The 22,845-nt window shown below is 66.1% G+C and carries 23 protein-coding genes; 6 read left to right on the forward strand and 17 right to left on the reverse strand.

Going from position 1 to position 22,845, the window contains the following annotated elements; genetic code table 11:
- Positions 1-64 precede the first annotated feature (64 nt).
- The 4 genes from radA to BMZ21_RS02380 all read left to right on the forward strand — a co-directional run bounded on the left by radA (position 65) and on the right by BMZ21_RS02380 (position 4,770).
- A complete protein-coding gene (gene radA / locus BMZ21_RS02365) occupies positions 65-1,489 on the forward strand; it encodes a DNA repair protein RadA (RefSeq protein WP_091829395.1) in 1,425 nt (474 codons plus the stop codon).
- 193 nt (positions 1,490-1,682) lie between these two features.
- The gene (locus BMZ21_RS02370) at positions 1,683-2,399 is read left to right on the forward strand and encodes a CvpA family protein (RefSeq protein WP_091829397.1); all 717 of its coding nucleotides are present in this window, start codon (positions 1,683-1,685) and stop codon (positions 2,397-2,399) included.
- Positions 2,400-2,540: 141 nt separating this feature from the next.
- Complete coding sequence (gene purF / locus BMZ21_RS02375) at positions 2,541-4,010, forward strand: amidophosphoribosyltransferase (protein ID WP_091829399.1); 1,470 nt, start codon at positions 2,541-2,543, stop codon at positions 4,008-4,010.
- 19 nt (positions 4,011-4,029) lie between these two features.
- The gene (locus tag BMZ21_RS02380; protein ID WP_091829401.1) at positions 4,030-4,770 is read left to right on the forward strand and encodes an SDR family NAD(P)-dependent oxidoreductase; all 741 of its coding nucleotides are present in this window, start codon (positions 4,030-4,032) and stop codon (positions 4,768-4,770) included.
- A gap of 111 nt (positions 4,771-4,881) precedes the next feature.
- On the opposite strand, the gene BMZ21_RS02385 is transcribed toward BMZ21_RS02380, so the two are convergent.
- The 4 genes from BMZ21_RS02385 to BMZ21_RS02400 all read right to left on the reverse strand — a co-directional run bounded on the left by BMZ21_RS02385 (position 4,882) and on the right by BMZ21_RS02400 (position 8,204).
- Positions 4,882-5,289 (reverse strand): NUDIX hydrolase, encoded by a 408-nt coding sequence (locus tag BMZ21_RS02385; protein WP_091829403.1) that lies wholly within the window; start codon positions 5,287-5,289, stop codon positions 4,882-4,884.
- Positions 5,289-6,677, reverse strand: coding sequence for a ribosome biogenesis GTPase Der (der, locus tag BMZ21_RS02390; RefSeq protein WP_091829405.1), 1,389 nt, complete (start codon positions 6,675-6,677; stop codon positions 5,289-5,291). Before der ends, BMZ21_RS02385 begins: the two co-directional genes overlap by 1 nt.
- Positions 6,678-6,781: 104 nt before the next feature.
- Entirely contained in the window at positions 6,782-7,444 is a 663-nt protein-coding gene (locus BMZ21_RS02395) for a tetratricopeptide repeat protein (protein ID WP_091829407.1), read from the reverse strand.
- A 154-nt stretch (positions 7,445-7,598) separates the two neighbouring features.
- Positions 7,599-8,204: a TetR/AcrR family transcriptional regulator gene (locus BMZ21_RS02400; RefSeq protein ID WP_091829409.1), complete on the reverse strand. Its 606-nt coding sequence runs from the start codon at positions 8,202-8,204 to the stop codon at positions 7,599-7,601.
- A 70-nt stretch (positions 8,205-8,274) separates the two neighbouring features.
- Here BMZ21_RS02400 and BMZ21_RS02405 point away from each other — a divergent pair, with 70 nt between their 5' ends.
- Both BMZ21_RS02405 and BMZ21_RS02410 read left to right on the forward strand, forming a co-directional pair.
- Positions 8,275-8,679 (forward strand): VOC family protein, encoded by a 405-nt coding sequence (locus BMZ21_RS02405; RefSeq protein ID WP_091829411.1) that lies wholly within the window; start codon positions 8,275-8,277, stop codon positions 8,677-8,679.
- 65 nt (positions 8,680-8,744) lie between these two features.
- Entirely contained in the window at positions 8,745-9,761 is a 1,017-nt protein-coding gene (locus BMZ21_RS02410; RefSeq protein WP_091829413.1) for a purine-nucleoside phosphorylase, read from the forward strand.
- Positions 9,762-9,764: 3 nt separating this feature from the next.
- On the opposite strand, the gene queA is transcribed toward BMZ21_RS02410, so the two are convergent.
- From queA to nuoL, 13 genes are all read right to left on the reverse strand, one after another.
- On the reverse strand, positions 9,765-10,859 hold the full coding sequence (gene queA, locus BMZ21_RS02415; RefSeq protein ID WP_091829416.1) for a tRNA preQ1(34) S-adenosylmethionine ribosyltransferase-isomerase QueA: 1,095 nt from the start codon (positions 10,857-10,859) through the stop codon (positions 9,765-9,767).
- Between the two features lie 76 nt (positions 10,860-10,935).
- Entirely contained in the window at positions 10,936-11,403 is a 468-nt protein-coding gene (locus tag BMZ21_RS02420) for a peptidylprolyl isomerase (protein WP_091829418.1), read from the reverse strand.
- The gene (locus BMZ21_RS02425; RefSeq protein WP_091829420.1) at positions 11,403-12,035 is read right to left on the reverse strand and encodes a hypothetical protein; all 633 of its coding nucleotides are present in this window, start codon (positions 12,033-12,035) and stop codon (positions 11,403-11,405) included. The genes BMZ21_RS02420 and BMZ21_RS02425 overlap by 1 nt, the downstream gene beginning before the upstream one ends.
- A 4-nt stretch (positions 12,036-12,039) precedes the next feature.
- Positions 12,040-12,612: a peptidylprolyl isomerase gene (locus BMZ21_RS02430; RefSeq protein WP_091829422.1), complete on the reverse strand. Its 573-nt coding sequence runs from the start codon at positions 12,610-12,612 to the stop codon at positions 12,040-12,042.
- Between the two features lie 434 nt (positions 12,613-13,046).
- Positions 13,047-14,147 (reverse strand): hypothetical protein, encoded by a 1,101-nt coding sequence (locus BMZ21_RS02435; RefSeq protein ID WP_091829424.1) that lies wholly within the window; start codon positions 14,145-14,147, stop codon positions 13,047-13,049.
- A gap of 45 nt (positions 14,148-14,192) precedes the next feature.
- Positions 14,193-14,423 (reverse strand): DUF1467 family protein, encoded by a 231-nt coding sequence (locus BMZ21_RS02440; protein WP_091829427.1) that lies wholly within the window; start codon positions 14,421-14,423, stop codon positions 14,193-14,195.
- Complete coding sequence (locus BMZ21_RS02445; RefSeq protein WP_091829430.1) at positions 14,420-14,821, reverse strand: RidA family protein; 402 nt, start codon at positions 14,819-14,821, stop codon at positions 14,420-14,422. The genes BMZ21_RS02440 and BMZ21_RS02445 overlap by 4 nt, the downstream gene beginning before the upstream one ends.
- A 3-nt stretch (positions 14,822-14,824) precedes the next feature.
- The gene (mce, locus tag BMZ21_RS02450; RefSeq protein ID WP_091829432.1) at positions 14,825-15,229 is read right to left on the reverse strand and encodes a methylmalonyl-CoA epimerase; all 405 of its coding nucleotides are present in this window, start codon (positions 15,227-15,229) and stop codon (positions 14,825-14,827) included.
- 48 nt (positions 15,230-15,277) lie between these two features.
- A complete protein-coding gene (locus tag BMZ21_RS02455; RefSeq protein ID WP_091829434.1) occupies positions 15,278-16,948 on the reverse strand; it encodes a ribonuclease J in 1,671 nt (556 codons plus the stop codon).
- A 106-nt stretch (positions 16,949-17,054) separates the two neighbouring features.
- The gene (locus tag BMZ21_RS02460; protein WP_244543659.1) at positions 17,055-17,834 is read right to left on the reverse strand and encodes a biotin--[acetyl-CoA-carboxylase] ligase; all 780 of its coding nucleotides are present in this window, start codon (positions 17,832-17,834) and stop codon (positions 17,055-17,057) included.
- A gap of 8 nt (positions 17,835-17,842) precedes the next feature.
- On the reverse strand, positions 17,843-19,273 hold the full coding sequence (nuoN, locus tag BMZ21_RS02465; protein WP_091829436.1) for an NADH-quinone oxidoreductase subunit NuoN: 1,431 nt from the start codon (positions 19,271-19,273) through the stop codon (positions 17,843-17,845).
- Positions 19,274-19,283: 10 nt separating this feature from the next.
- The gene (locus BMZ21_RS02470; protein ID WP_091830504.1) at positions 19,284-20,795 is read right to left on the reverse strand and encodes an NADH-quinone oxidoreductase subunit M; all 1,512 of its coding nucleotides are present in this window, start codon (positions 20,793-20,795) and stop codon (positions 19,284-19,286) included.
- A 4-nt stretch (positions 20,796-20,799) separates the two neighbouring features.
- Entirely contained in the window at positions 20,800-22,839 is a 2,040-nt protein-coding gene (gene nuoL / locus BMZ21_RS02475; protein WP_091829438.1) for an NADH-quinone oxidoreductase subunit L, read from the reverse strand.
- Positions 22,840-22,845: the final 6 nt, after the last annotated feature.

The following is a 22,845-nucleotide window of genomic DNA, read 5'->3' on the forward strand; positions in this document are numbered from 1 at the left end:
GGCCGCACCCCGTCATGGGTTCCGGGTTCGCGGCTTTGCCGCGCCCCGGAATGACAATGTAGCGATGGCCAAGCGCGGCCCGACTTACGTCTGCCAGGCCTGCGGCGCGGTCTACCACCGCTGGCAGGGCAAGTGCGATTCCTGCGGCACCTGGTCGTCGCTCTCCGAAGAAGCTCAGGCCGCGCCGGTCCCCGGTGGGGGCCGAGTGCCCTCCGGCGGTCGAGCCCGCGGCCGCATCTTCGCGCTAGAGAGCCTGAAGGGCGAGACGCAGGACGCACCACGCATTGTCTCCGGGATCGGCGAGCTCGACCGCGTTACCGGCGGCGGCTTCGTGCCGGGTTCGGTCCTGCTGATCGGCGGCGATCCCGGCATCGGCAAGTCGACCCTGCTGATGCAGGCCTGCGCCGCCATGGCGATGACCGGCCGGCGCGTGGTCTATGTCTCGGGTGAGGAATCGACCAGCCAGGTTCGCCTGCGAGCCCAGCGCATGGGGCTCGCGGAAGCGCCGGTCGACCTCGCCGCCGAGACGAACATCGAAGACATTATCGCCACGCTCGGGCAAGGCGAGCGCCCGGCCCTCGTGGTGATCGATTCGATCCAGACGATGTGGTCGTCCGAGGTCGAGAGCGCGCCCGGCACGGTGACTCAGGTGCGCGGCTCGGCCCAGGCGCTGATCCGCTACGCCAAGACCTCCGGCGCCTGCCTGATCCTGGTCGGTCACGTCACCAAGGATGGCCAGATCGCCGGCCCGCGTGTCGTCGAGCACATGGTCGACGCGGTGCTGTCCTTCGAAGGCGAAGGCACCCATTCCTTCCGCATCCTGCGCGGCCAGAAGAACCGCTTCGGCGCCACCGACGAGATCGGCGTCTTCGAAATGACCGGCGCCGGCCTCTCCGAAGTCGGCAACCCCTCTGCCCTCTTCCTCGCCGGGCGCGACCAGGATGCGCCGGGCGCCGCCGTGCTCGCCAGCATCGAGGGCACGCGGCCGGTGCTGGTCGAGATCCAGGCGCTGGTGGCGCCGAGTGCGCTCGGCACGCCGCGTCGCGCCGTGGTCGGCTGGGAAAACAGCCGCCTGGCCATGGTGCTGGCCGTGCTGGAGACGCATGGGGGCTTAAAGCTCGGGCAGCACGACGTCTATCTCAATGTCGCCGGCGGCCTGCGCGTCGGCGAGCCGGCGGCCGACCTTGCCGTCGCCGCCGCGCTGGTTTCCTCGCTGACCGGGGCGATCCTGCCGTCCGGCGCGGTCCATTTCGGCGAAATCGCCCTGTCAGGCGCGATCCGGCCGGTCTCGGTCGCAGCTGCGCGACTGCGCGAGGCCGCCAAGCTGGGTTTCGAGAGTGCCGTCCTGCCCGCGGCGGGAGCCGATATCGGCGACGGCAACGGCCTGAGATTGCGCCGTCTCAGCCATGTCGGCGAGCTCGTTGCCGAAATCGCAGCAAGCGCTCCCCGGGCTCGTTCCAGTCAGCGCGCTCAGCAAGCAGACCGATGAAGCGGACTCGATATCAGAGCGGAGAGGCGGATTCTCCGATCAGCTTGGATAACCTGATCGAATCCGGCTCCCGCAGTGCAAAATGAGCCGACTGGATGGGTGACGCGCGGCACGCGAGCAGGTATAGCAAAATCCGTCCGGCCCACCCATTTGACGCGTGCCGGCCCCGATTTTGCAGCGAAGCGGCCCTGACATGCCTGTGACAATTCTCGATCTCGTCGTCATCGGCGTGGTGTTGATCTCGGCTTTGCTGGCAGCCGTGCGCGGCCTGACGCGCGAAGTGCTGGCGATCGCCTCCTGGGCCGCCGCCGCCGTCGTCGCCTGGATATTCCATCCACAGCTGCTGCCGCTGGTGCAGCAGCACATCCCGAACAAGACCGTGGCGCTCGTCGCGGTGATCGCGGCCCTGTTCCTGGGGACGCTGATCGTCGTCTCGCTGATCACGGCGCGGATTTCGGACTTCGTGCTCGATTCGCGCATCGGTGCGCTCGACCGCACTCTCGGCTTCGTCTTCGGCGCCGCCCGCGGCCTGCTGCTGGCCGTCGTCGGCTATCTCTTCTTCACCGCGCTGGTGCCGGAAAAGATGCAGCCGGCCTGGGCACGCGATTCGCGCTCCAAGCCGCTTCTGGAAGAAACCGGCCGCAGCCTGCTGACCATGCTGCCTCAGGATATCGATTCGGAATTCGTAAAGAAGCTGCTGCAGCCGAAGACGCCTGAATCGACCGACGCACCGGCCGAGGAGCCGCGCACGCCGGGCACCAATCCACCGGCCGGCGGCACCGCTCCCGCCGATCCGCAGCGCCGCACCCAGGCGCCCGCCACCGACCGGCAGGCGCTGCAGCGCGTGATCGATACGACTGCCCCGGCCGCCACCGGCACGACGCCCGCCCCGGCGCAACGCCGGCCCTGATTGGAACCAGAGCCTGGCCTCATCACAAAAACGGCACCCGTTCTTGCGATGACGCCCCGCTCTAACAAGTAGTTGGCAGATTCTCTCCGTTCGGCGGCCCGCCGAACGGAAGCCGTATTGAAGCCGCGATGGAGCCTTGCGATGAGCCTGATCCACGATGCCGACGCCGTGTTCGATCCGAACGCCGACCGTTTGCGTGAGGAGTGCGGCGTCTTCGGCATCTTTGGCCATGAGGACGCCGCCGCGCTGACCGCGCTGGGCCTGCACGCACTCCAGCACCGCGGCCAGGAGGCGACCGGCATCGTCTCCTTCGACGGCAAGCGCTTTCACACCGAGCGCCAGCTCGGCCTGGTCGGTGACGCCTTCTCCGATGCGAGCGTGATCGAGAAGCTGAAGGGCAAGCAGGCGATCGGCCATGTCCGCTATTCGACCACCGGCGAGACCATCCTGCGCAACGTCCAGCCGCTGTTCTCCGAATTGCATGGGGGTGGCTTCGCGGTAGCGCATAACGGCAACCTGACCAACGGGCTGACGCTGCGGCGCAATCTCGTCCGTGACGGCGCGATCTACCAGTCGACCTCGGACACCGAGGTGCTGCTCCATCTCGTCGCACGCAGCCGCAAGCCGAAATTCATCGAGCGCTTCATCGACGCGCTGCGGCAGATCGAAGGCGCCTATGCCTTCGTCGGCATCACCAACAAGAAGCTTGTCGGCGCGCGCGACCCGCTCGGCATCCGCCCGCTCGTGCTCGGCGACCTCAATGGCTGTCCGATCCTGACCTCCGAGACCTGCGCGCTCGACATCATCGGCGCCAAGTTCGTCCGCGAGATCGAGAATGGAGAGGTTATCGTCATCTCCGAGCAGGGTATCGAGAGCCACAAGCCCTTCCCGCCGGTGCCGGAACGGCCCTGCATCTTCGAGTACATCTATTTCGCCCGGCCGGATTCAATCGTGAAGGGCCGCAGCATCTATGAGCGCCGCAAGGCGATGGGCGCGCAGCTCGCCGCCGAAGCCCCGGCCGACGCCGACGTGATCGTGCCGGTCCCCGATTCCGGCGTGCCGGCGGCGCTCGGCTATGCCCAGGCGAGCGGCATCCCGTTCGAGCTCGGCATCATCCGCAACCACTATGTCGGCCGCACCTTCATCGAGCCGACGCAGAAGGTGCGCGAGCTCGGCGTGCGCCTGAAGCACTCGGCCAATCGCAGCGTGGTCGAGGGCAAGCGTATCGTGCTGGTCGACGATTCGATCGTGCGCGGCACGACCTCGCTGAAGATCGTCAAGATGATGCGCGAGGCCGGCGCCCGCGAGGTGCATTTCCGCATCTCCTCGCCGCCGATCACCCATCCCGACTATTACGGCATCGATACGCCCGACCAGCAGAAGCTGCTCGCCGCGACCCATACGCTCGAGGAGATGCGCCAGTTCGTCGGCGCCGATTCGCTCGCCTTCATCTCGGTCGACGGCCTCTACAAGGCGATGGGGCATGAACAGCGCGATCCGACCCGGCCGCAGTTCACCGACCATTGCTTCACCGGCGACTATCCGACCTCGCTGACCGATGTCGTCGGCGAGAGTGCCAAGCAGCAGATGTCGCTTCTGGCCGCCGGCTGAGCCTTTCGACGGGATTTCGATGACCAAGCCTCTGGAAGGGCGCATCGCGCTCGTCACCGGCGCGTCGCGCGGGATCGGCCGCGCCGCAGCGTTCGCCTTTGCCGAGGCAGGTGCCCATGTGATCGCGCTGGCGCGAACCACCGGCGGACTGGAAGAGCTCGACGACGAGATCAGGGCAATCGGCGGCAGCGCGACCCTGGTCCCGGCCGACCTCGCCGATGCCGCCGCGATCGAGAAGCTGGGCCCTGCCCTGCTCGAGCGCTGGGGCCGGCTCGACATCCTGCTCGCCAATGCCGGCGTCCTCGGACCGCTGGCGCCGCTGACGCATGTGAGCGCCAAGGAATGGGCCGAGGTCTTCGACATCAATGTCAGCGCCAACTGGCGGTTGCTGAAATCGGTCGAGCCGGCGCTGAAAGCCTCCGAATCCGGCCGGGCGATCTTCCTGTCCTCCGGCGCGGCGCATAAGGGCTTGGCCTATTGGGCGCCCTATGCCGTTTCCAAGGCAGCGCTTGAGGCGATGGCGCGCAGCTATGCCGACGAGACCCGCTCGACAAGCTTGCGGGTCATGCTGGTCAATCCGGGCCCCTTGCGGACCCGCATGCGGGCCCAGGCGATGCCGGGCGAAGACCCGATGACGTTGAAGACGCCCGAGGGTCTGGCGCCGCACCTCGTCGAGATCGCTTCGCCGGAGTGGAGCGAGACCGGCAAGATTTTCGACTTCCCGCAGGGCAAGGTGCTGACGCCGCAGATGCCGGCTTAACAACCGGCGTCATTCTCGACCGAAGCGAAGCGCAGAGCCGAGAATCTCAGGCCGATAGAGGCGCCGTCCGTCATGAGATGCTCGTGTCGAGCCCGAGCATGACGCGCCTCTTCACGTCGCCGCATACTCCCGTACCACCGCGATCAGGTCGGGCACCGTCAGGTTCGGCAACGCCGCCATCTCGTCGAGCGAGAACCAGCCGATGCGGACATGCTCGTCGGAGAGGTTCTCGGCCTCGTCGCCGTCCCAGCCGGAAACGACATAGATGTGGTGCAGCGCTGCGCCGTTGCGCTCCGGAAAGCGCTCTTCGGCGGAGAGCATCAGCCGGTAGGTCTGCGGGACCAGCCCGACCTCCTCCTTGCATTCTCGGATGAGCGCGGCATCCAGCGCTTCGCCCGCCTCGACCCTGCCGCCGATCGCGTCCCAGTGATCGGCCCAGGCGCGTTTCCACGAGGCGCGCAGCCCAAGCAGCACCCGCCCGTCGGCGCGCAGGAAGAGCGCGCTGACGGTCTCCAGCATCAGCCCTTGCTCTTGTCGTAGGGGTTGGCGCCGCCGCGGGTGTGAAGCCTGATCGGCGTGCCGGGCAGTTCGAAGGCCTCGCGCAGGTTGTTGACCAGGTAGCGCGTATAGGACACGGGCAGATGGTCGAGCTGGTTGCCGAACAGCGCGAATGTCGGCGGGCGCGCCTTGGCCTGCGTCATATAGCGGATCTTGATGCGCCGGCCGGCGACAGCCGGCGGCGGATGGGCCGAGAGCACGCCTTCGAGCCAGCGATTGATCTTCGCGGTCGAGACGCGACGGTTCCAGACCTCATAGGAGCGGAACACCGCCTGCATCAGCCGGTCGATGCCCTCGCCGGCGATGCCGGAGAGCGGCACGATTTCGACGCCGCGGATCTGCGCCAGCAAATGATGCGCCTTCTCCTTGAGTTCGGCGAGCAGGCCCTGCTTGTCGGCGACCAGGTCCCATTTGTTCAGGCCGATGACGACGGCGCGGCCTTCGCGCTCGCTCAGGTCGGCCAGGGTCAGGTCCTGCTTCTCGAAGGGGATGGTGGCGTCGAGCAGGACGACCACGACCTCGGCGAAGCGGATGGCCCGCAGCGAATCCGCCACGGCGAGCTTTTCGAGCTTCTCGTCGATGCGGGCGCGCTTGCGCATTCCGGCGGTGTCGAACAGCTTGACCGGCCGTCCGCGCCATTCCCATTCGACCGAGATGGTGTCGCGGGTGATGCCGGCCTCGGGGCCGGTCAACAGGCGCTCCTCGCCGATCATCCGGTTGACCAGCGTCGACTTGCCGGCATTGGGCCGGCCGATGATGGTGACGCGCAGCGGCCGGTTCGGATCGATGTCCTCATCAGACGGGGCATCGGCGGGCACGTCGGCCCAGGCCTCCTCCTCGTCCTCCTCCGGCTCGTCGTCGACGTAAGGCGCCAGCGCCTCCAGCAGGTCGGAGGTGCCCTCGCCATGTTCGGCCGAGAACGGCACGGGATCACCGAGCCCGAGCGCAAAGGCCTCCATCACGCCATCCTTGCCCTTGTTCCCCTCGGCCTTGTTGGCGAGCAGGATGACGGGCTTGCCGGAGCGGCGCACCAGCTCGGCGAAAGGCTGGTCCATCGGCGTCAGGCCGAGGCGGGCATCGATCATGAACAGGATGACGTCGGCCTGGTCGATCGCGGTTTCGGTCTGGGCGCGCATGCGGCCAGCGAGCGAATCCTTGTCGGCCTCTTCGAGGCCGGCGGTATCGATCACCGTGAAGCGCAGATGGCCGAGGTTGGCGTCGCCCTCGCGGCGATCGCGCGTGACGCCAGGCTGATCGTCGACGAGCGCGAGCTTCTTGCCGACGAGCCGGTTGAACAGGGTCGACTTGCCGACATTGGGTCGGCCGACGATGGCGATGATGGCGCTCATGATCCGTCTTTAATGCAGCATCGGGCCTCGTCCGGAAAGTGGCTCCACTGTCCGGAAGGGGCCCAAGCCTGGAGGGCGGCCACCTGTGACGGCGGCGCCCGATGTCAGTTCTTGATGGTGACGGGGCCGCCGCGCACCAGCGTGAGATAGAGCTCGACGCGCTGGCGCAGCACCTGCGGTGATTGCGGATCGGCAACCACGGCGTCGAACCAGCGTCCGGCATCCTCGAACAGGTTGGCCTTCAGCGCGGCAATGCCGAGGAATTCGCGGGCCGAATGGCGCCACAGCCCGGTGGGCGTCGCCAGCGGCTCGAGCTCCTTGCGCAGCTCGGCGAAAGGCACGAGGTCGACGCGCAGCATGCCGGCACGCAGGCGGGCGAGATCGCGATAATACTGGTCGAGCGTGGTGTCGTTGGCGAGGGCGTCGAAAGCGGTCGCGCCGGCAGCCGCATCACGCTTGCCGACCTCGGAAGCGAGGCGGAAGCGCGAGAGCAGCCGGTAGCCGGCCGGCGCATTGGCGGCGAGCTCGGTCAGCGTCGCTTCGGCCGCGCTGGCGTTGTTGTCGCGCGAGGCGCGTACCGCCTCCTCGAACCTGGCGCCAACGGCCTCGGCCTTCTTGCGCTCCTGCTGCTGCCAGAACTGCCAGCCGGCAACGCCCGCCACCGCCAGCACGGCGATGGCGATGAAGACATTGCCATATTTCTTGAGGATGGCGCTGGCCTTGTCGCGGCGAACCTCCTCGTCGATCTCGCGGAAAATGTCGGACATGACGCCTCGAATTGATCTTCACGCGCCATCCGCTCGACCAAAATCGGCCAAACCGACAGAATTCGCGCAAAGCTGAAAAGCTGCGGCATGCCGGGTAGCATCTTTGCCGGCGGAATGCGAGCCGGAACGGCCACACGGAGCCGTCAGGGCACGCCTATCGTGACGGCGCGCCCGGCGCAGCCAGGCCAGCCACCACAGCATCGATTAGCTTGTGCCATTCGCCCGGCTCAGCTCCGGCCGCGATCGCAAGAGCAGCGCGGTCATAGGCCGCGCCGAGCAACTGGGCTGTCGCCGCCAGCGGCAACTTCGGCAATGCACCAGCTTGTATCGCCGCTGCGAGCCCTTCGCGAAGCGTCCGTCCGCCATGGCGAGCATCGATCGCGTCGAGCTCCTCGCGGCCGAGCACCGCCGCGGCATCGATCAGCAGAAGCTGGGTTCGGCCCGGTTCCCGCATCGCCTCCAGGAAGGCCGCGCCGCCCCTGCTGAGTGCTTTCAGCGGCGCCAGGCCGGGCCGGGCCGCGCTCTCGATCTCCCGCGCGACCGCCGCCGATTCCACCTCGACCACGGCCCGGAACAGCGCCCGCTTGTCGGCGAAGTGATGGTAGAGCGCACCGCGCGTCACCCCCGCCTCGGCGACAAGTTCCGGCGTGCCGGTCTCGGCATAGCCACGGCTGACGAAGAGCTTGCGCCCCGCCGCAATCAGCGCGGCGCGCGTGGTGTCGGAGCGATCCTTGTTGGACCGGCGTCCAGCTTCTTGCATACGTGCAGCCTGTATGTTAATTCACATAAACATGCAGATTGTATGTTTTTGATGAAAGGCAGGCAAGCCCATGAAAGTCAGCAGCTATTACCCGGTGATCATGACCGACAAGGTCGCCGAGACCGCCGCCTTCTATATTGCTCATTTCGGCTTCGAGGCCCAGTTCGAGGCGGACTGGTATGTCCATCTGCAGTCGACCGTCGACGAGCGGGTGACGCTGGCGGTGCTGGACGGGAGCCACGACACCATCCCCCTCCCCGGCCGCGGCCGCGTCAGCGGTTTGATCCTGAACTTCGAGGTCGAGGACGTCGACGCCGAATATGCCAGGCTGACGGCAGCCGGTCTGCCGACCCTGCAGGAGCTGCGCGATGAATGGTTCGGCCAGCGCCACTTCATCACAGCCGATCCGAGCGGCGTGCTGATCGACGTGATCAAGCCGATCCCGATGAGCGCGCCGCCCGAAGCCCACGCTTGATCGCACCGTTCGTGGCAGGCACCTTGCTTCAGCGTCCACCAACACGCTGCGGCAAGGAGAGCGCCATGAACCGGATCGCCAGCAGGCTCGGAGCAGCCGTTCTCAGCCTCGCCCCGCTCGGCAATGGCGGTGCGGCAGAAGCGGCACCGATCAGGGTCAAGGTCTTCGTCGCCTCGATGTTCGAGATCGGCGCCAATACCGGCGACCGGGCTGGCGAGTTCCAGCACTGGTATGAGCGCTACTGGCAGAAGAGCCAGCCGCACGAGGTGCGCGGCGCGCTGAAGCCGGCCTATTGCAATGACGACGGTGTCTGCGGCGCGGTGCTCGGCATGGGCAAGGTCAACTCATCCTCCTCGATGCAGGCGATCCTGCTCGATCCCGAATACGACTTCTCGCAAGCCTATTTCGTCATCACCGGCGTTGCCGGCACGCCGCCTTCGCGCGGCACGATCGGCGACGTCTCCTGGGGCACCTGGCTGGTCGACTACGATCTCGGCCATCGCTGGGCGCCGGAGGAAGGCAAGCCGGGCGAGCCGGTATTCATCCCGCGCAAGGGCTATGAGGAGTACCGGGTCTTCAAGCTCAACCCGACGCTGGTCGGCTGGGCGACGCGGCTGAGCGCCGGGGTCAACCTGCAGGATTCGGAGTCGGCGAAGCAGTATCGCCAGCGCTATCCGGACGAGAAGGCACGGGCGGCGCCCTCCGTCCAGACCGGCACGCACATGACCGGCGACACTTTCTTCCACGGCCCGGGCCTGTCGAAGGAGGCGCAGTACATGGCGAAGCTCTATGGCGCCGACGACTATGTCATCACCGAGATGGAGGCCGCGGCAATCACGCTGGTGATCAAGCGCCAGTTCGGCACCGACCGGATCCTGAGCCTGCGCGGCGCGGTCAACTTCGACCAGGGCAATCCGAACGAGACGACGCAGCAGCATCTCGACCCGGCACCCGGCCAGACAGCCGGCGGCTTTGCCGAGACCGTGGCCAATGTCGAGGCGGTCGGCTCGCGTGTCGTCGATCACATCGTCGGCAATTGGGGCGAGTGGCAAAAGGGCGTGCCGCCGCTACCGGCCAAGTAAGGCTCAGGCAGAAGCGTCGGCCCGGAACAGCAGGCTGCCATCGCCATAGGAATAGAAGCGATAGCCCTCGGCGATGGCGTGGGCATAGGCGCGCTTCATCACATCGAGCCCGCTGAAGGCGCTGACGAGCATGAACAGCGTCGAGCGCGGCAGGTGAAAATTGGTCATCAGCAGGTCGACGGCGCGGAAGCGATAGCCCGGCGTAATGAAGATCGCCGTATCGCCCGAAAACGGCTTGACGACGCCATCCTCGCCGGTCGCACTTTCGAGCAGGCGCAGCGAGGTCGTGCCGACCGCGACGATGCGGCCGCCGGCGGCGTGAACCGCATTGAGCGCGTCGGCCGTCGCGGCGCCGACCGTGCCCCATTCGGCGTGCATGCGATGCTCGTCGGTGTCCTCGGCCTTGACCGGCAGGAAGGTGCCGGCGCCGACATGCAGGGTGACAAAATGGCTGGAGACGCCGCGCGTCCTCAGCGCATCGAACAGCTCCGGCGTGAAGTGCAGGCCGGCGGTCGGCGCGGCGACGGCGCCTTCCTCGCGCGCATAGGTGGTCTGGTAGTCCTGGGCATCGGCCTGGTCGGTCGCGCGCTTGCCGGCAATGTAAGGCGGCAGTGGCAACTCGCCGAGCCGCGCGATCGCCTCGTCGAGATAGGGACCCGTCAGCGAAAAGCGCAGGCCGATGTCGCCGCCCTCCCCCTTGTCCTCGACTTCGGCCTGAAGCCGGGCGAGCTCGCAGGCATTGCCGGCGCCGTCGCTGTCGAAAACGATCGTCTCGCCGACATTGAGCTTCTTGGCCGGACGGGCGAAGGCGCGCCAGCGATTATCCGCTTCGCGCTTGTGCAGCATGATCTCGATGCGGGCCGAAGCCTCGCCGCGAGTGCGCCTCCCCCAGAGGCGGGATGGGATGACGCGGGTGTCGTTCAACACCAGCGCATCGCCCGGCTGCAGCAGTTCGACGAGATCACGGACGCCGCGATCCGCAAGAGGCTCAGGCGAGCCGGGGCGTACGACGAGCAGCCTGGCCGCATCCCGCGGAGTTACCGGCCGCAGCGCGATGCGTTCTTCGGGCAGATCGAAATCGAAGAGACCGACGTCCATGGACCGATCCTGAAAAATCATCCCGGGCCGACGAAGTCGACCCGGGATGACGTTGTTCGCAACGTGTGGGAACGCCTCAGGCGTCCGCCATCACCTTCATCGAGACGATGGAGTCGGGATCGCGCACCGGCTCGCCGCGCTTGATCCTGTCGACGTTCTCCATGCCCTCCACGACCTGGCCCCAGGCGGTGTACTGCTTGTCGAGGAAGCGGGCATCGTCGAAGACGATGAAGAACTGGCTGTTGGCCGAGTTCGGGTTCTGGGCGCGCGCCATCGAGCAGACGCCGCGGACATGCGGCTCGGCGTTGAACTCCTGGGCGAGGTCCGGATAGCTCGAGCCGCCGGTGCCGGTGCCGTGCGGGCAGCCGACCTGCGCCATGAAGCCGTCGATGACGCGGTGGAAGACGATGCCGTCATAGAAGCCCTCGCGTGCGAGCAGCTTGATGCGCTCGACATGGTTGGGGGCGAGGTCCGGCCGCAGCTTGATCACCACGCGGCCCTTGGTGGTCTCCATGACGAGGGTGTTCTCGGGATCGAGCGACATCAGACTGATCTTTCGTTGGTCGGCACACGGCCGAAGAAGCGGATTGTAATCGGGCGGCCTGCGATACTCCCTCCAAGCCCCGGCGACAACCTCATCGGCGTGCAATCGCGCACGGCCCTCATGAGGGAGTCGCTGAAACGCTCGCGCAGGCCAGTCGGCGCCCGCCGCATCTCCCAGGTGACGCGCGGCTGGCCGAAGAGCGTGCCGTCGCGGCGCAGGCTGAAGCGGACACTGGCGCTGGCGCCGCCGCTCTGGGCATCGAGCGCAGGCGGCTTCCAGCAGCGTCGCAGCGCCGGGCCGATCTGATCGAGCCGGTCGACAGTCTCTTCGCCAATGCCGATCGTCTCGGGATTGACGGTGCCGATGACGCCGCGATCGACGCCGGGCGTCGGCGACGGTGCCACCGGGCGGCGCGCGCCCTCGCCGAAGGGGCCGCCGATACCCGGCATGTAGCGCTGGCCCGATTGCGGAGGCAGCACCGGGTTCTGCGAGCCGGACGGCGGCGGCAGGACGGGGTTCTGAAAGCCCGAGGCAGGCGGCAGGCCAAGATCGCGCGTGTCCTGCGCCTTTACCGGGCCGCCGGCGCAGGCCAGCAGCACAAGCGAGAGCGCGGGCACGCGCGAGCGGCGCATCGGACTACTTGGCGTCCGCCAGCAGACGCATACGGATGATCTTGTCGGGGCCGCTCACCGCGCCGTTATTGGCGCTGCTGCCCTTCTTGATCTTGCGCACGGCGTCCATGCCGGAGACGACCTCGCCGAACAGGGTGTACTGGCCGGTCAGCGAGCCGCAACCCTCGAAGCAGATGAAGAACTGCGAATTGGCCGAGTTCGGGCTCTGCGAACGGGCCATGCCGACCGAGCCGACCTTATAGGGCGTCGGGGTGAACTCGGCCGGGATGTTCGGCAGGTCGGAACCGCCGGTGCCGTCTCCCTTCGGATCGCCGGTCTGGGCCATGAAGCCATCGATGACGCGATGGAAGACGATGCCGTCATAGAAGCCACGCTTGGTCAGGGCCTTGATCTGCTCGACATGCTTGGGCGCCAGGTCCGGCCGCAGGCGGATGGTGACGCGCCCATCCTTGGTGTCGAGCGCCAGGGTGTTCTGCGGATCGAGATTAGCCGGTGCCGGCGCCTGGGCGTTGGCTTGAGACTGGGCCAGGCCGAGCGAAGCGGTAAGCGCCAGGGCGGCGAGCGTGGTGCGAAGCATCGAAAAACCTCTCCTGACCGCCGGAACGGCCCGGCGCATCTGACGTTGCGAGGTAGCGACATCCTATGACTGGAACAAGGCGAGGAATCGCGCCAAGCGAACAATGTTGCACTGCACAAGAGCAATTTGGAATAATTTTGCAAAAAAATCGATCTCGGCCTGCCTAAACAGGTGACAACATTATTGCGATGGGCTAATCACTCTGGCGCTGGGCACGCCCGACCGTTTTCAGGGCGCCGCGGACCAGGTCTCGGGAGGAACAAACAGCCGTTCAGTATATGAGTGCGCGGGAATAATGGTGCGCCGATACTGCGGTAAAAAACAGACTTCCAAAGGCAGGGCGCAAGCCTTGCCTTTTGTTTTTCTGTTACGCAACTCTTCTGGCTTACACCCAATCAATGCCGCGGAACGTCGCTCGGCGACATTCGGTGAGCCTAAAGAGCATTGAGAAGTTCACGGATTTCCTTCAATGCCGTCTCCATGCCGTCGCCGACAGCCCTCGAATGAGCATCATCGTCATTCTTTGGATTCTGCGCCTGAATTCGACTCGTCAGCGGCCGATCAGTAAAGCCCGAGACCGAGCCGTGGATTTCCTTGTTCGCCATATTGGATGAAAAGATGCGCCGCATGCCGAAGATCGCCAACTCGCTTCGGTTGCCTACCGTCTGAAAAAAATTCTGCCGCGCCGCAGCCGAATTCGCAAAGGGCCCAAATAGCGGCGTGTTGAGCCGGCCATTGGTCTCGACGGGTGAGTTCTTCGCTTCGATGGGAAAGAAAGCGGCATCGGCCATCGCCAGATAAGCAACCGGCAAGCCGGCGAAATGCAGGCGCGCCGCAAGATCGACGGCATTGCGCCCGCCCGAACTGGACCCCGCGATGCAGATCTTGCCGACCTCACGCCCTTCCAGTTTCTTCTGAATCAAGTTGGAATGGCGGGTCAGGAACGGTATCGAGGCGACGCCGATCGAGGCCGTCGTGGCGCTCATACGAAATATCTTCCGCCCGGTCCGACTATAAGGGTCCGCATCGGTAATTGGAAAAGTCGCTTCGTTGTCCTCTTTCGTCTGTGAGAAAGTCTTGCCGCCATCGTAGATCACGACGATGTCGAGCGTGTTCTCGGTCTTCTCTCGCTTTTCGCGCTCGGCCTTGTCGCGCTTCAGCTTCTCGCGATCGACCACCGGCAAAACGTCGTCCAAGCTGGAGATCGTCTTCTTGCCGACGACCGGGTCGATGGCGCCCGATCCATTCAGGATTTTTCCATGGGTCTTGAACAGGCGCACCAGAGTGCTGGTCTTGTTGCCGAAGGTCTGAGAGGCGACGTCTTCCGCCTTCATCGCCGCCAGCGCGGCTGCAATGTCCGCGCCCTTCATATGCGAAGCCCAAGTGATCAAGGCGTCGTGCATCACGCCGATATGATTGCCGCGCCTCCGTTCGGGAGGGCCATGGTTTACACCGATGTGAAAACGGTCCTCGCGCAGCGTGTCGATCAACTCGTCGTAGAACTGGAACTTCGATCTGAACGGCCTCGCCATCATCTGACCTTTGCTGTCGGCTATCCGAAAGCAAAAGTTATCGGCGGCTTACAGATCGAGCATCATCCAAATGTACCAGACTCCCGCGAAAACGATCGCGGCCAAGATGCTGGTGATGAGCGCCTTCTTCAACAGCGCAGGCGCAACCGGAGCACCAGGATCCGTGCCCTTCTGGACCTCGCCACTCTCCGCCTGGCTGCGCACGCCGAAAGGCAGCGTCACGAACAGCACCGTCCACCAGATCACGAAGTAGACCGCGAGCCCGCCGCCGATCGTCATGACGGCCTGTCCTCGTCAGCCAGGGCAATGCACGCGAACGCGACCTTGGCGTCGGTCGGCACGCCGAAGCGCGCCGTGTGCCGAGCCGGCAAGCCATTCGGGAAATGCTTCACATATTCAGCATTGCAGGCGGCATAGTCGCCGGGATCGGTGATCAGCATCGTCATCTGCACGACGCGCTCAAGGCTGCTGCCGGCCTCGGCCAGGATGGCGGCGACATGCGCCAGCGCCTGCCGCACCTGCTCGGCCGGCGTCTCTCCCCGCACGACACCCTTCGCAGGCTCATGGGGCGCCGACTGGCCGGAGACGAAGACGAGGCCGCCGGCCCGCGTCGCGAGGCTGAAGGGGCGCGGTGAGCCGGGTTCCGGCTCGCCGAAGAAGGCGATCTCGGAGATCATGGCTCAGGCCTGCTCCAGCTCGACGAGCGTGCCGCAGAAATCCTTGGGGTGCAGGAAGAGCACAGGCTTGCCATGGGCGCCGATGCGCGGCTCGCCCGAACCGAGCACGCGCGCGCCCTGCGCTTTCAACCGGTCGCGCGCCGCGAGGATGTCGTCGACCTCGTAGCAGATGTGGTGGATGCCGCCGTCGGGATTGCGCTCGAGGAACTTGGCGATCGGCGAATCCGCGCCCATCGGCTCCAGCAGCTCGACCTTGGTGTTCGGCAGTTCCACGAACACGACGGTGACGCCATGCTCCGGCTGCGGCAGTGGCTGCGAGACGCGGGCGCCGAGCGTGTCGCGATAGAGCGCGGTCGAGGCGGCGAGGTCCTTCACGGCGATGGCGACGTGGTTGAGGCGTCCGATCATGCAAAGACTCCGTTCAGGCGCGGCGTTCAGCGGGCGATATGCCCGATCCTACACCGTGATCACCAGTGCGTTCACCAGCGGCTTCTTGCCCCACTCCTCGTTGACCGCGGCGCGCACGCCGCGCTCGAGCGCGCTGCGCACGGCCTCGGGATCGCGGCGCTTGCCCTTGGGCAGGCCCTCGATCAGGTCCTCGACAGCGTCGGCGACGATATCGTCGAAGGGCGTGCCGTCCTTGGCGGCAAGCGGCAGGCCGATCAGTGCGACCTCCGGATCGCCGGCAAGTTCGCCCTTCTCATCCAGGGCCACCGCGATCGAGATGACGCCGGCGAAGGACAGCTTGCGGCGCTCGGGAATCGTGCGGTCGAGCGCGCCGATCAGGAGCTCGCCATCCTGATAGAGCCGGCCATGCTGGACCTCGGTGAGCTTGCGGGCCCCGTCCTCGGCGATCACAACGACATCGCCATTGCCTGCGCGCAGCACATGCTTGACGCCGAGGCTGCGGGCGAAGGTGGCGTGTTCGGTCAGGTGCTGATCCTCGCCATGGGCTGGAATCGCGATCTTTGGCTTGAGCCAGCCATAGAGCCGCGCCAGCTCCTCGCGCCGCGGATGGCCGGAGACGTGCACGAGATGGGTGCGGTCGGTGATGATCTCGATATTGTCTCGCGCCAGCCGATTGAGGATGGCGCCGACGGCCTTCTCATTGCCGGGGATGGTGCGCGAGGAGAAGATCACCCGGTCGCCCGGCGAGAGCGCGATCTCGGGATGGTCGTCGGCAGCAATCCGCGAAAGCGCCGCGCGCGGCTCGCCCTGGCTGCCGGTCACGAGTGCCACGACCCGGTCGCGCGGCAGATAGCCATAGGTCTCGACCCCGCGGAAAGCGGGAATGCCGTCGAGGAAGCCGCATTCGCGGGCGACGTCGATGACGCGGTCCATGGCGCGGCCGACAACGACGACCTCGCGCTGATTGGCCATCGCAGCCTCGGCGACGGCGCGCAGACGCGCCACATTCGAGGCGAAGGTGGTGACGGCGACGCGGTTCGGGGCAGAGGCGACCAGCTCCTTCAGCTTGGCGGCGACATCCGCCTCGCTTGGGCTGATGCCGTCGCGCAGGACATTGGTGGAGTCGCAGACCAGTGCCAGCACGCCTTCCTCGCCGAGCTCGCGCAGGCGGGCCTCGTCGGTCGGCAGGCCGACGCGCGGGGTCGGGTCGATCTTCCAGTCGCCGGTATGGACGACGAGGCCGGCCGGGGTGCGGATCGCGAGCGCGTTCGATTCCGGGATCGAATGCGCGACCGGCACGAATTCGATGTCGAACGGGCCGAGCGTAAAGCGTCCCCCTTGGGCGACGATGTTCATCTCGACCTTGGGCGCGCCCGGCTCGGAGAGGCGCCGCGTCGCCAGCAGGCCGGCGGCAAAACGCGTGCACCAGACCGGCACGCGCAGTGAGGGCCAGAGCGCGGCGAGCGCACCGATATGGTCCTCATGGGCGTGGGTGATGACGATGCCGAGCAGGTTGGCCCGATCCTGGATGATGTAGCTGAGGTCGGGCAGGACAATGTCGACGCCCGGCGCCTCCGGCCCGGCGAAGGAGAGCCCGCAATCGACCAGGATCCATTTGCGCTTCTTTTCCGGCCCGAAGCCGTAGAGCGCGGCATTCATGCCGATCTCACCGAGGCCACCGAGCGGAACGAAGACGAGCTGGTCGCTGGAACGGGTCACTGGCAATCCTGACATTCTATGCTGAAGCTGGCGAAGCGGCCGGCGGCAGGCCTAGCATGCTCTCTGGCGCGCCTCCATAGCGGCAGGAGCAGGCGGAAGCGTTACCTCAACCTGCCGGTGTGCCAGAAGTGGGCATCGAGCCGAAATAGAGATCGCCGGCATCGATCAGCCGCCGGCCGGCTTCGGTTTCGAGTTCGAGCCGCCCGGAGGCGTCGAGGCCGAGGAAGCGGCCCGAGACCGGCCCCTCCGGCAGGCGCATGGTGATGGTCTCGCCGAGATAGGCGGCGCGCTCCAGCCAGGCGGCTCGGGTCGGGCCGAAACCGCCCGGCGGCGACCAGGCCGAGAAGCGCTGGTGCCAGGCATCCGACAAGGCTGCCAGCAGACGCTCTACGGTCACGTCCGCTGCATGCGCCAAAAGGTGGGCGGCGGGGTAAGGCGTGCCCTCCGGTGCAGAGGCCACGTTGACCCCGATACCGATGACGACGTTGAAGCGCCCTGCCCGGCTCTCGCCCTCGAGCAACAGGCCCGAGGTCTTGGCCCCGCCGATCAGCAGGTCGTTCGGCCATTTCAGGGCAAGCGCCGGATGGGACAGGCCGGTCACGGCTGCAGCCGCATCGTGCAAGGCAAGGCCCGCAACGAAGCCGAGCTGCGGCGCCAGCGCCGGCTCGCAGGGAGTGACCAGCAGCAAGCTGGCATAGAGATTGCCGGGCGGCGAACCCCAATGCCGGCCATGCCGGCCGCGCCCGGCATTCTGGCCTTTCGCGACAATCCAGAGTCGTCCAGGATCGCCCTCGCGCAGCGCATGGCGCGCCTCCTCCATGGTGGAGGAGACCTCGTCGCGGACGATCAGGCGATAGCCGGCGGCGCGAGCGCCTTCGCCGAGCACTTAGGCGCTCAGAACAGCGACTTCGCCGCCGCGGCAGCGGAGTCGAACAGCGGCGCCGGCAGGAAGGACAGCACCAGCACGAACAGCGCCGAGATCAGCAAGACGCCGCGCACGCCGGCGTCGCCCTTGTCGAAGGCCGGCTTGGCGTCGTCGAAATAGATCACCTTGACGATGCGCAGATAGTAGTAGGCGCCGACGACGCTGGTGATCACGCCGACCACGGCGAGCACATAGAGCTTGGCCTCGATCGCGGCGAGGAAGACGTACCACTTCGCCCAGAAGCCGGCGAGCGGCGGGATGCCGGCGAGCGAGAACATCATCATCGACATCGCGAAGGCCATCCAGCCATTGTTGCGGGACAGGCCGGCGAGCTCGCCGATATCCTCGACCGGCTTGCCATTGCGGTTCATCATCAGGACGCAGGCGAAGGCGGCGAGCGTGGTGGCGAGATAGATCGCCATATAGGTCATCACGCCCTGGACGCCGGCCGGCGTGCCGGCGGCGAGGCCGACGAGCGCGTAACCCATGTTCGCGATCGAGGAATAGGCGAGCAGTCGCTTGATATTGGTCTGGCCGATCGCGGCGAAGGCGCCGAGCGCCATCGAGGCGATCGCCATGAAGACGATGATCTGCTGCCAGTCATGCAGCGCGCCCGGGAAAGCTCCGACGAAGATGCGCACGGTCATCGCCATCGCCGCCATCTTCGGCGCAGAGGCGAAGAAGGCGGCGACCGGGGTCGGGGCGCCCTCATAGACGTCCGGCGTCCACATATGGAACGGCACGGCCGAGATCTTGAAAGCGACGCCGGCGGCGACGAAGACAAGGCCGATAATCAGGCCGATGCCGGGATGGCCGCCCTTCACCGCTTCGGCGATGCCGGCATAGCTCACTGTGCCGGTGAAGCCGTAGACCATGGACGAGCCGTAGAGCAGCATGCCCGAGGAGAGCGCGCCGAGGACGAAATACTTCAGGCCAGCCTCGGTCGAGCGCGGATTATCGCGATCGAAGGCGGCGACGACATAGAGCGCGAGCGACTGCAGCTCCAGGCCGACATAGAGGCCGATCAGGTCGCTGGCCGAGATCATCATCATCATGCCGATGGTGGCGAGGACGACGAGGATCGGGAACTCGAAGCGCATGGCGCCGTCGCGGCGCAGGAAATCGGCCGAGAGCACGATCGCGGCCGCGGCGCCGATCAGCGTCAGCACCTTCATGAAGCGGCCGAAGCCGTCGGCGATGAAGGCGCCGTTGAAGGTGACGACCTTGCCCTCGCCGCGCAGGACGAGCACCAGCGCCAGCGCGAAAAGCGCGAGCGCCGCGATCTCGAGCGTGCGCGTCGAGCGCTCGCCCTGGATCGCGCCGTAAAGCACCATGGCGATGGCGCCCAGCGCCATGACGATTTCCGGGAGCGCCGGACCGAAAGCGGGCAAGGTGGTCATCGGAGCAGCCTTACTGGACTGCCAGCATCGCCGTCTTCGCGGCGGTGATGGCGGCCTGATAGTTCTTGATGAGGGCTTCGGTCGGCGCCGCGAAGGCGTCGAGGATCGTGCCGGGCGCAATGCCGTACCAGATCGTCAGCAGGACGAGCGGCACGAAGATCGCGATCTCGCGGGCGTTGAGGTCGGTGATGTCCTTGAGCTCGGGCTTGGTGAGTTCGCCGAAGACGACGCGCCGATAGAGCCAGAGCGCATAGCCCGCCGACAGGATCACGCCGGTGGTCGCCAGGAACGCCACCCAGGGATTGGCCTTGAAGGCGCCCATCAGGGTCAGGAACTCGCCGACGAAGCCCGCCGTACCGGGCAGGCCGACATTGGCCATGGTGAAGATCATGAACACTACCGCATAGAGCGGCATCCGGTTGACCAGGCCGCCATAGGCGGCGATCTCGCGGGTGTGCATGCGGTCGTAGATCACGCCGACGCAGAGGAAGAGCGCGCCCGAGACCAGGCCGTGGCTGACCATCTGGAACATCGCGCCCTGGATGCCCTGCGGCGTCAGGGTGAACAGGCCCATGGTGACGAAGCCCATATGCGCCACCGAGGAGTACGCGATCAGCTTCTTGATGTCCTCCTGCATCAGCGCCACCAGCGAGGTGTAGATGATGGCGATGACGGAGAGCGCGAAGACCAGCGGCGCGAACATCGCCGAGGCGTCCGGGAACATCGGGATCGAGAAGCGGATGAAGCCGTAGCCACCCATCTTCAGCAGGATCGCCGCCAGGATGACGGAGCCGGCCGTCGGCGCCTCGACGTGCGCGTCGGGCAGCCAGGTATGGACCGGCCACATCGGCATCTTCACCGCGAAGGAGGCGAAGAAGGCGAGCCAGAGCCAGGGCTGCATCTGGACCGGGAACTTGTGGGCCAGCAGCGTCGGAATGTCGGTCGTGCCGGCGTTCCAGTACATCGCCATGATGGCGAGCAACATCAGCACCGAGCCGAGCAGCGTGTAGAGGAAGAACTTGTAGCTGGCGTAGACCCGGCGCTTGCCGCCCCAGATGCCGATGATCAGGAACATCGGGATCAGGCCCGCCTCGAACAGCAGGTAGAACAGCACGAGGTCGAGTGCGACGAAGACGCCGATCATCAGCGTCTCGAGGATCAGGAACGCGACCATGTATTCGCGCACCCGCTTCTCGACCGAGGTCCAGGACGCCAGGATGCAGAATGGCATCAGGAAGGCGGTAAGGACCACGAAGGGGAAGGAGAAGCCGTCGACGCCGAGCTTGAACTTGATGATGTCGGAGACCCAGGCATGGCTCTCGACCATCTGGAAGCCTGGATTGGCCGAGTCGAAGCGGCCCCAGGCGACCAGCGCCAGGATGAACGTTCCCGTCGTGAAGAACAGTGCCGCCCAACGGGCGTTCGAATTGACCGAAGCCTCGTCGCCGCGCAGCGCCAGGATGAAGGCGGCGCCGACCAGCGGCAGGACCAGGAGACCGGTGAGGATACCGAAGCCGAACATCATCTCACCCGCGGGCCATGAGGTACCAAGTCACCAGCCCGGCGACGCCGATCAGCATGGCGAAGGCATAGTGGTAGACATAGCCGGTCTGCAGCCGCACGACCCGGTTGGTCACGTCGACGACACGGGCCGAGACCCCGTCCGGGCCGAGGCCGTCGATGACGGCGCCGTCGCCCTTCTTCCAGAGGAAACGGCCGAGCCACATCGCCGGACGTACGAACAGGAAGTCGTAGATTTCGTCGAAGTACCACTTGTTGAGCAGGAACTTGTAGAGCACCGGGTTGGCGGCGGCGAGCTTGCCGGGCACCTCTGGGCGCAGCACGTACATGTAGAGCGCGAGCAGGAAGCCGATCAGCATCGCGACGAAGGGCGACCAGACCACCCATTTCGGCACTTCGTGCATGGCATGGAGGATGTGGTTATCCTTGCCGGTGAACAGCGCCGCCTTCCAGAAGTGCTCATAGTCGTGGCCGATGAACGCCTCCTTGAAGACGTAGCCGGCCACCAACGCACCGAGCGACAGCACGGCGAGCGGGATCAGCATGACGAGCGGGCTCTCATGCGGCGTGTGGTCGTGACCATGGCCATGGCCGTGATCGTCGTGAGCATGCGCGGCGTGGGCATGGTCGTCATGCCCATGACCATGCGCGTGATCGTCGTGGCCGTAAGCGGCATGGCCGTGGCCGCCCCAGCGCGGGGCGCCCTCGAAGGTCATGAAGTAGAGCCGCCAGGAGTAGAACGAGGTCATCAGCGCGGCGACGACCAGCAGCACGAAGGCATAGGAGCTGGCGAAGCCGCCATGCGCCACCGAGGCGTAAGCGCTCTCGATGATCGCATCCTTGGAGAAGTAACCGGCGAAGAGGGGAAAGCCGGTCAGCGCCAGCGTGCCGATCGTCATGGCCGCAGCAGTCAGCGGGATATGCTTCCTGAGGCCGCCCATGTTCCGCATGTCCTGCTCATGGTGCATCGCATGGATGACCGAGCCGGCGCCCAGGAACAGCAGCGCCTTGAAGAAGGCGTGGGTGAACAGATGGAAGATGCCGGCCGAGTAGGCGCCGACGCCCATCGCCACGAACATGTAGCCTAGCTGCGAGCAGGTCGAATAGGCGATGACGCGCTTGATGTCGTTCTGCACCAGGCCGACGGTCGCGGCGAAGAAGGCGGTGGTGGCGCCGATGACGACGACGACAGTGAGCGCGACCGGTGCGTATTCGAAGATCGGCGACAGGCGCGCCACCATGAAGACGCCGGCGGTGACCATGGTCGCGGCATGGATCAGCGCCGAGACCGGGGTCGGGCCTTCCATCGCGTCCGGCAGCCAGGTGTGAAGCAGGAACTGCGCCGACTTGCCCATGGCGCCCATGAACAGCAGCAGGCAGGTCAGCGTCAGCGCGTTCCAGTCATAGCCGAGGAAGCGGAAGCTGCGCTCCGTAAGACCGGCGATCTGCGGGAAGATGCTGTCGAAGGCGACCGAGCCTGTCAGCACGAAGACCAGGAAGATGCCGAGCAGGAAGCCGAAATCGCCGACGCGGTTGACGACGAAGGCCTTGATCGCCGCGGCGTTGGCCGAAGGCTTCTGGTACCAGAAGCCGATCAGGAGATAGGAGGCGAGACCGACGCCTTCCCAGCCGAAGAACATCTGCACGAGGTTGTCGGCGGTCACCAGCATCAGCATGGCGAAGGTGAACAGCGACAGGTACGCGAAGAAGCGCGGCCGCGACGGGTCCTCGTGCATGTACCCGATCGAATAGAGGTGCACGAGCGAGGAGACGGTGTTGACGACGACCAGCATGACCGCGGTCAGCGTGTCGATGCGGAAGGCCCAGTCGACGCGCAGGTCGGCCGAGGCCAGCCAGGTCGCGACCTGGACGCGTGTGGTGCCGGAGCCGAAGCCGACCTGGATGAAGGCGACCCAGGACAGCGCCGCCGAGATCAGCAGCAGCGTGGTGGTGACGATCTCCGAGGCTCGCGCGCCGATCAGCCGGCCGAAGAGGCCGGCGATCAGGAAGCCGATCAGGGGAAGGAAGACGATCGCTTGATACATGGCAGG

This window comes from Allobosea lupini, assembly GCF_900109525.1.
Taxonomy (GTDB): Bacteria; Pseudomonadota; Alphaproteobacteria; order Rhizobiales; family Beijerinckiaceae; genus Allobosea; species Allobosea lupini.

Bases quoted from the DNA above. Each gene is read 5' to 3' on its own strand.
- radA (WP_091829395.1), top strand. From the start codon at position 65: ATGGCCAAGCGCGGCCCGACTTACGTCTGCCAGGCCTGCGGCGCGGTC.
- BMZ21_RS02370 (WP_091829397.1), top strand. From the start codon at position 1,683: ATGCCTGTGACAATTCTCGATCTCGTCGTCATCGGCGTGGTGTTGATC.
- purF (WP_091829399.1), top strand. From the start codon at position 2,541: ATGAGCCTGATCCACGATGCCGACGCCGTGTTCGATCCGAACGCCGAC.
- BMZ21_RS02380 (WP_091829401.1), top strand. From the start codon at position 4,030: ATGACCAAGCCTCTGGAAGGGCGCATCGCGCTCGTCACCGGCGCGTCG.
- BMZ21_RS02385 (WP_091829403.1), bottom strand. From the start codon at position 5,289: ATGCTGGAGACCGTCAGCGCGCTCTTCCTGCGCGCCGACGGGCGGGTG.
- der (WP_091829405.1), bottom strand. From the start codon at position 6,677: ATGAGCGCCATCATCGCCATCGTCGGCCGACCCAATGTCGGCAAGTCG.
- BMZ21_RS02395 (WP_091829407.1), bottom strand. From the start codon at position 7,444: ATGTCCGACATTTTCCGCGAGATCGACGAGGAGGTTCGCCGCGACAAG.
- BMZ21_RS02400 (WP_091829409.1), bottom strand. From the start codon at position 8,204: ATGCAAGAAGCTGGACGCCGGTCCAACAAGGATCGCTCCGACACCACG.
- BMZ21_RS02405 (WP_091829411.1), top strand. From the start codon at position 8,275: ATGAAAGTCAGCAGCTATTACCCGGTGATCATGACCGACAAGGTCGCC.
- BMZ21_RS02410 (WP_091829413.1), top strand. From the start codon at position 8,745: ATGAACCGGATCGCCAGCAGGCTCGGAGCAGCCGTTCTCAGCCTCGCC.
- queA (WP_091829416.1), bottom strand. From the start codon at position 10,859: ATGGACGTCGGTCTCTTCGATTTCGATCTGCCCGAAGAACGCATCGCG.
- BMZ21_RS02420 (WP_091829418.1), bottom strand. From the start codon at position 11,403: ATGTCGCTCGATCCCGAGAACACCCTCGTCATGGAGACCACCAAGGGC.
- BMZ21_RS02425 (WP_091829420.1), bottom strand. From the start codon at position 12,035: ATGCGCCGCTCGCGCGTGCCCGCGCTCTCGCTTGTGCTGCTGGCCTGC.
- BMZ21_RS02430 (WP_091829422.1), bottom strand. From the start codon at position 12,612: ATGCTTCGCACCACGCTCGCCGCCCTGGCGCTTACCGCTTCGCTCGGC.
- BMZ21_RS02435 (WP_091829424.1), bottom strand. From the start codon at position 14,147: ATGATGGCGAGGCCGTTCAGATCGAAGTTCCAGTTCTACGACGAGTTG.
- BMZ21_RS02440 (WP_091829427.1), bottom strand. From the start codon at position 14,423: ATGACGATCGGCGGCGGGCTCGCGGTCTACTTCGTGATCTGGTGGACG.
- BMZ21_RS02445 (WP_091829430.1), bottom strand. From the start codon at position 14,821: ATGATCTCCGAGATCGCCTTCTTCGGCGAGCCGGAACCCGGCTCACCG.
- mce (WP_091829432.1), bottom strand. From the start codon at position 15,229: ATGATCGGACGCCTCAACCACGTCGCCATCGCCGTGAAGGACCTCGCC.
- nuoN (WP_091829436.1), bottom strand. From the start codon at position 19,273: ATGACCACCTTGCCCGCTTTCGGTCCGGCGCTCCCGGAAATCGTCATG.
- BMZ21_RS02470 (WP_091830504.1), bottom strand. From the start codon at position 20,795: ATGTTCGGCTTCGGTATCCTCACCGGTCTCCTGGTCCTGCCGCTGGTC.
- nuoL (WP_091829438.1), bottom strand. From the start codon at position 22,839: ATGTATCAAGCGATCGTCTTCCTTCCCCTGATCGGCTTCCTGATCGCC.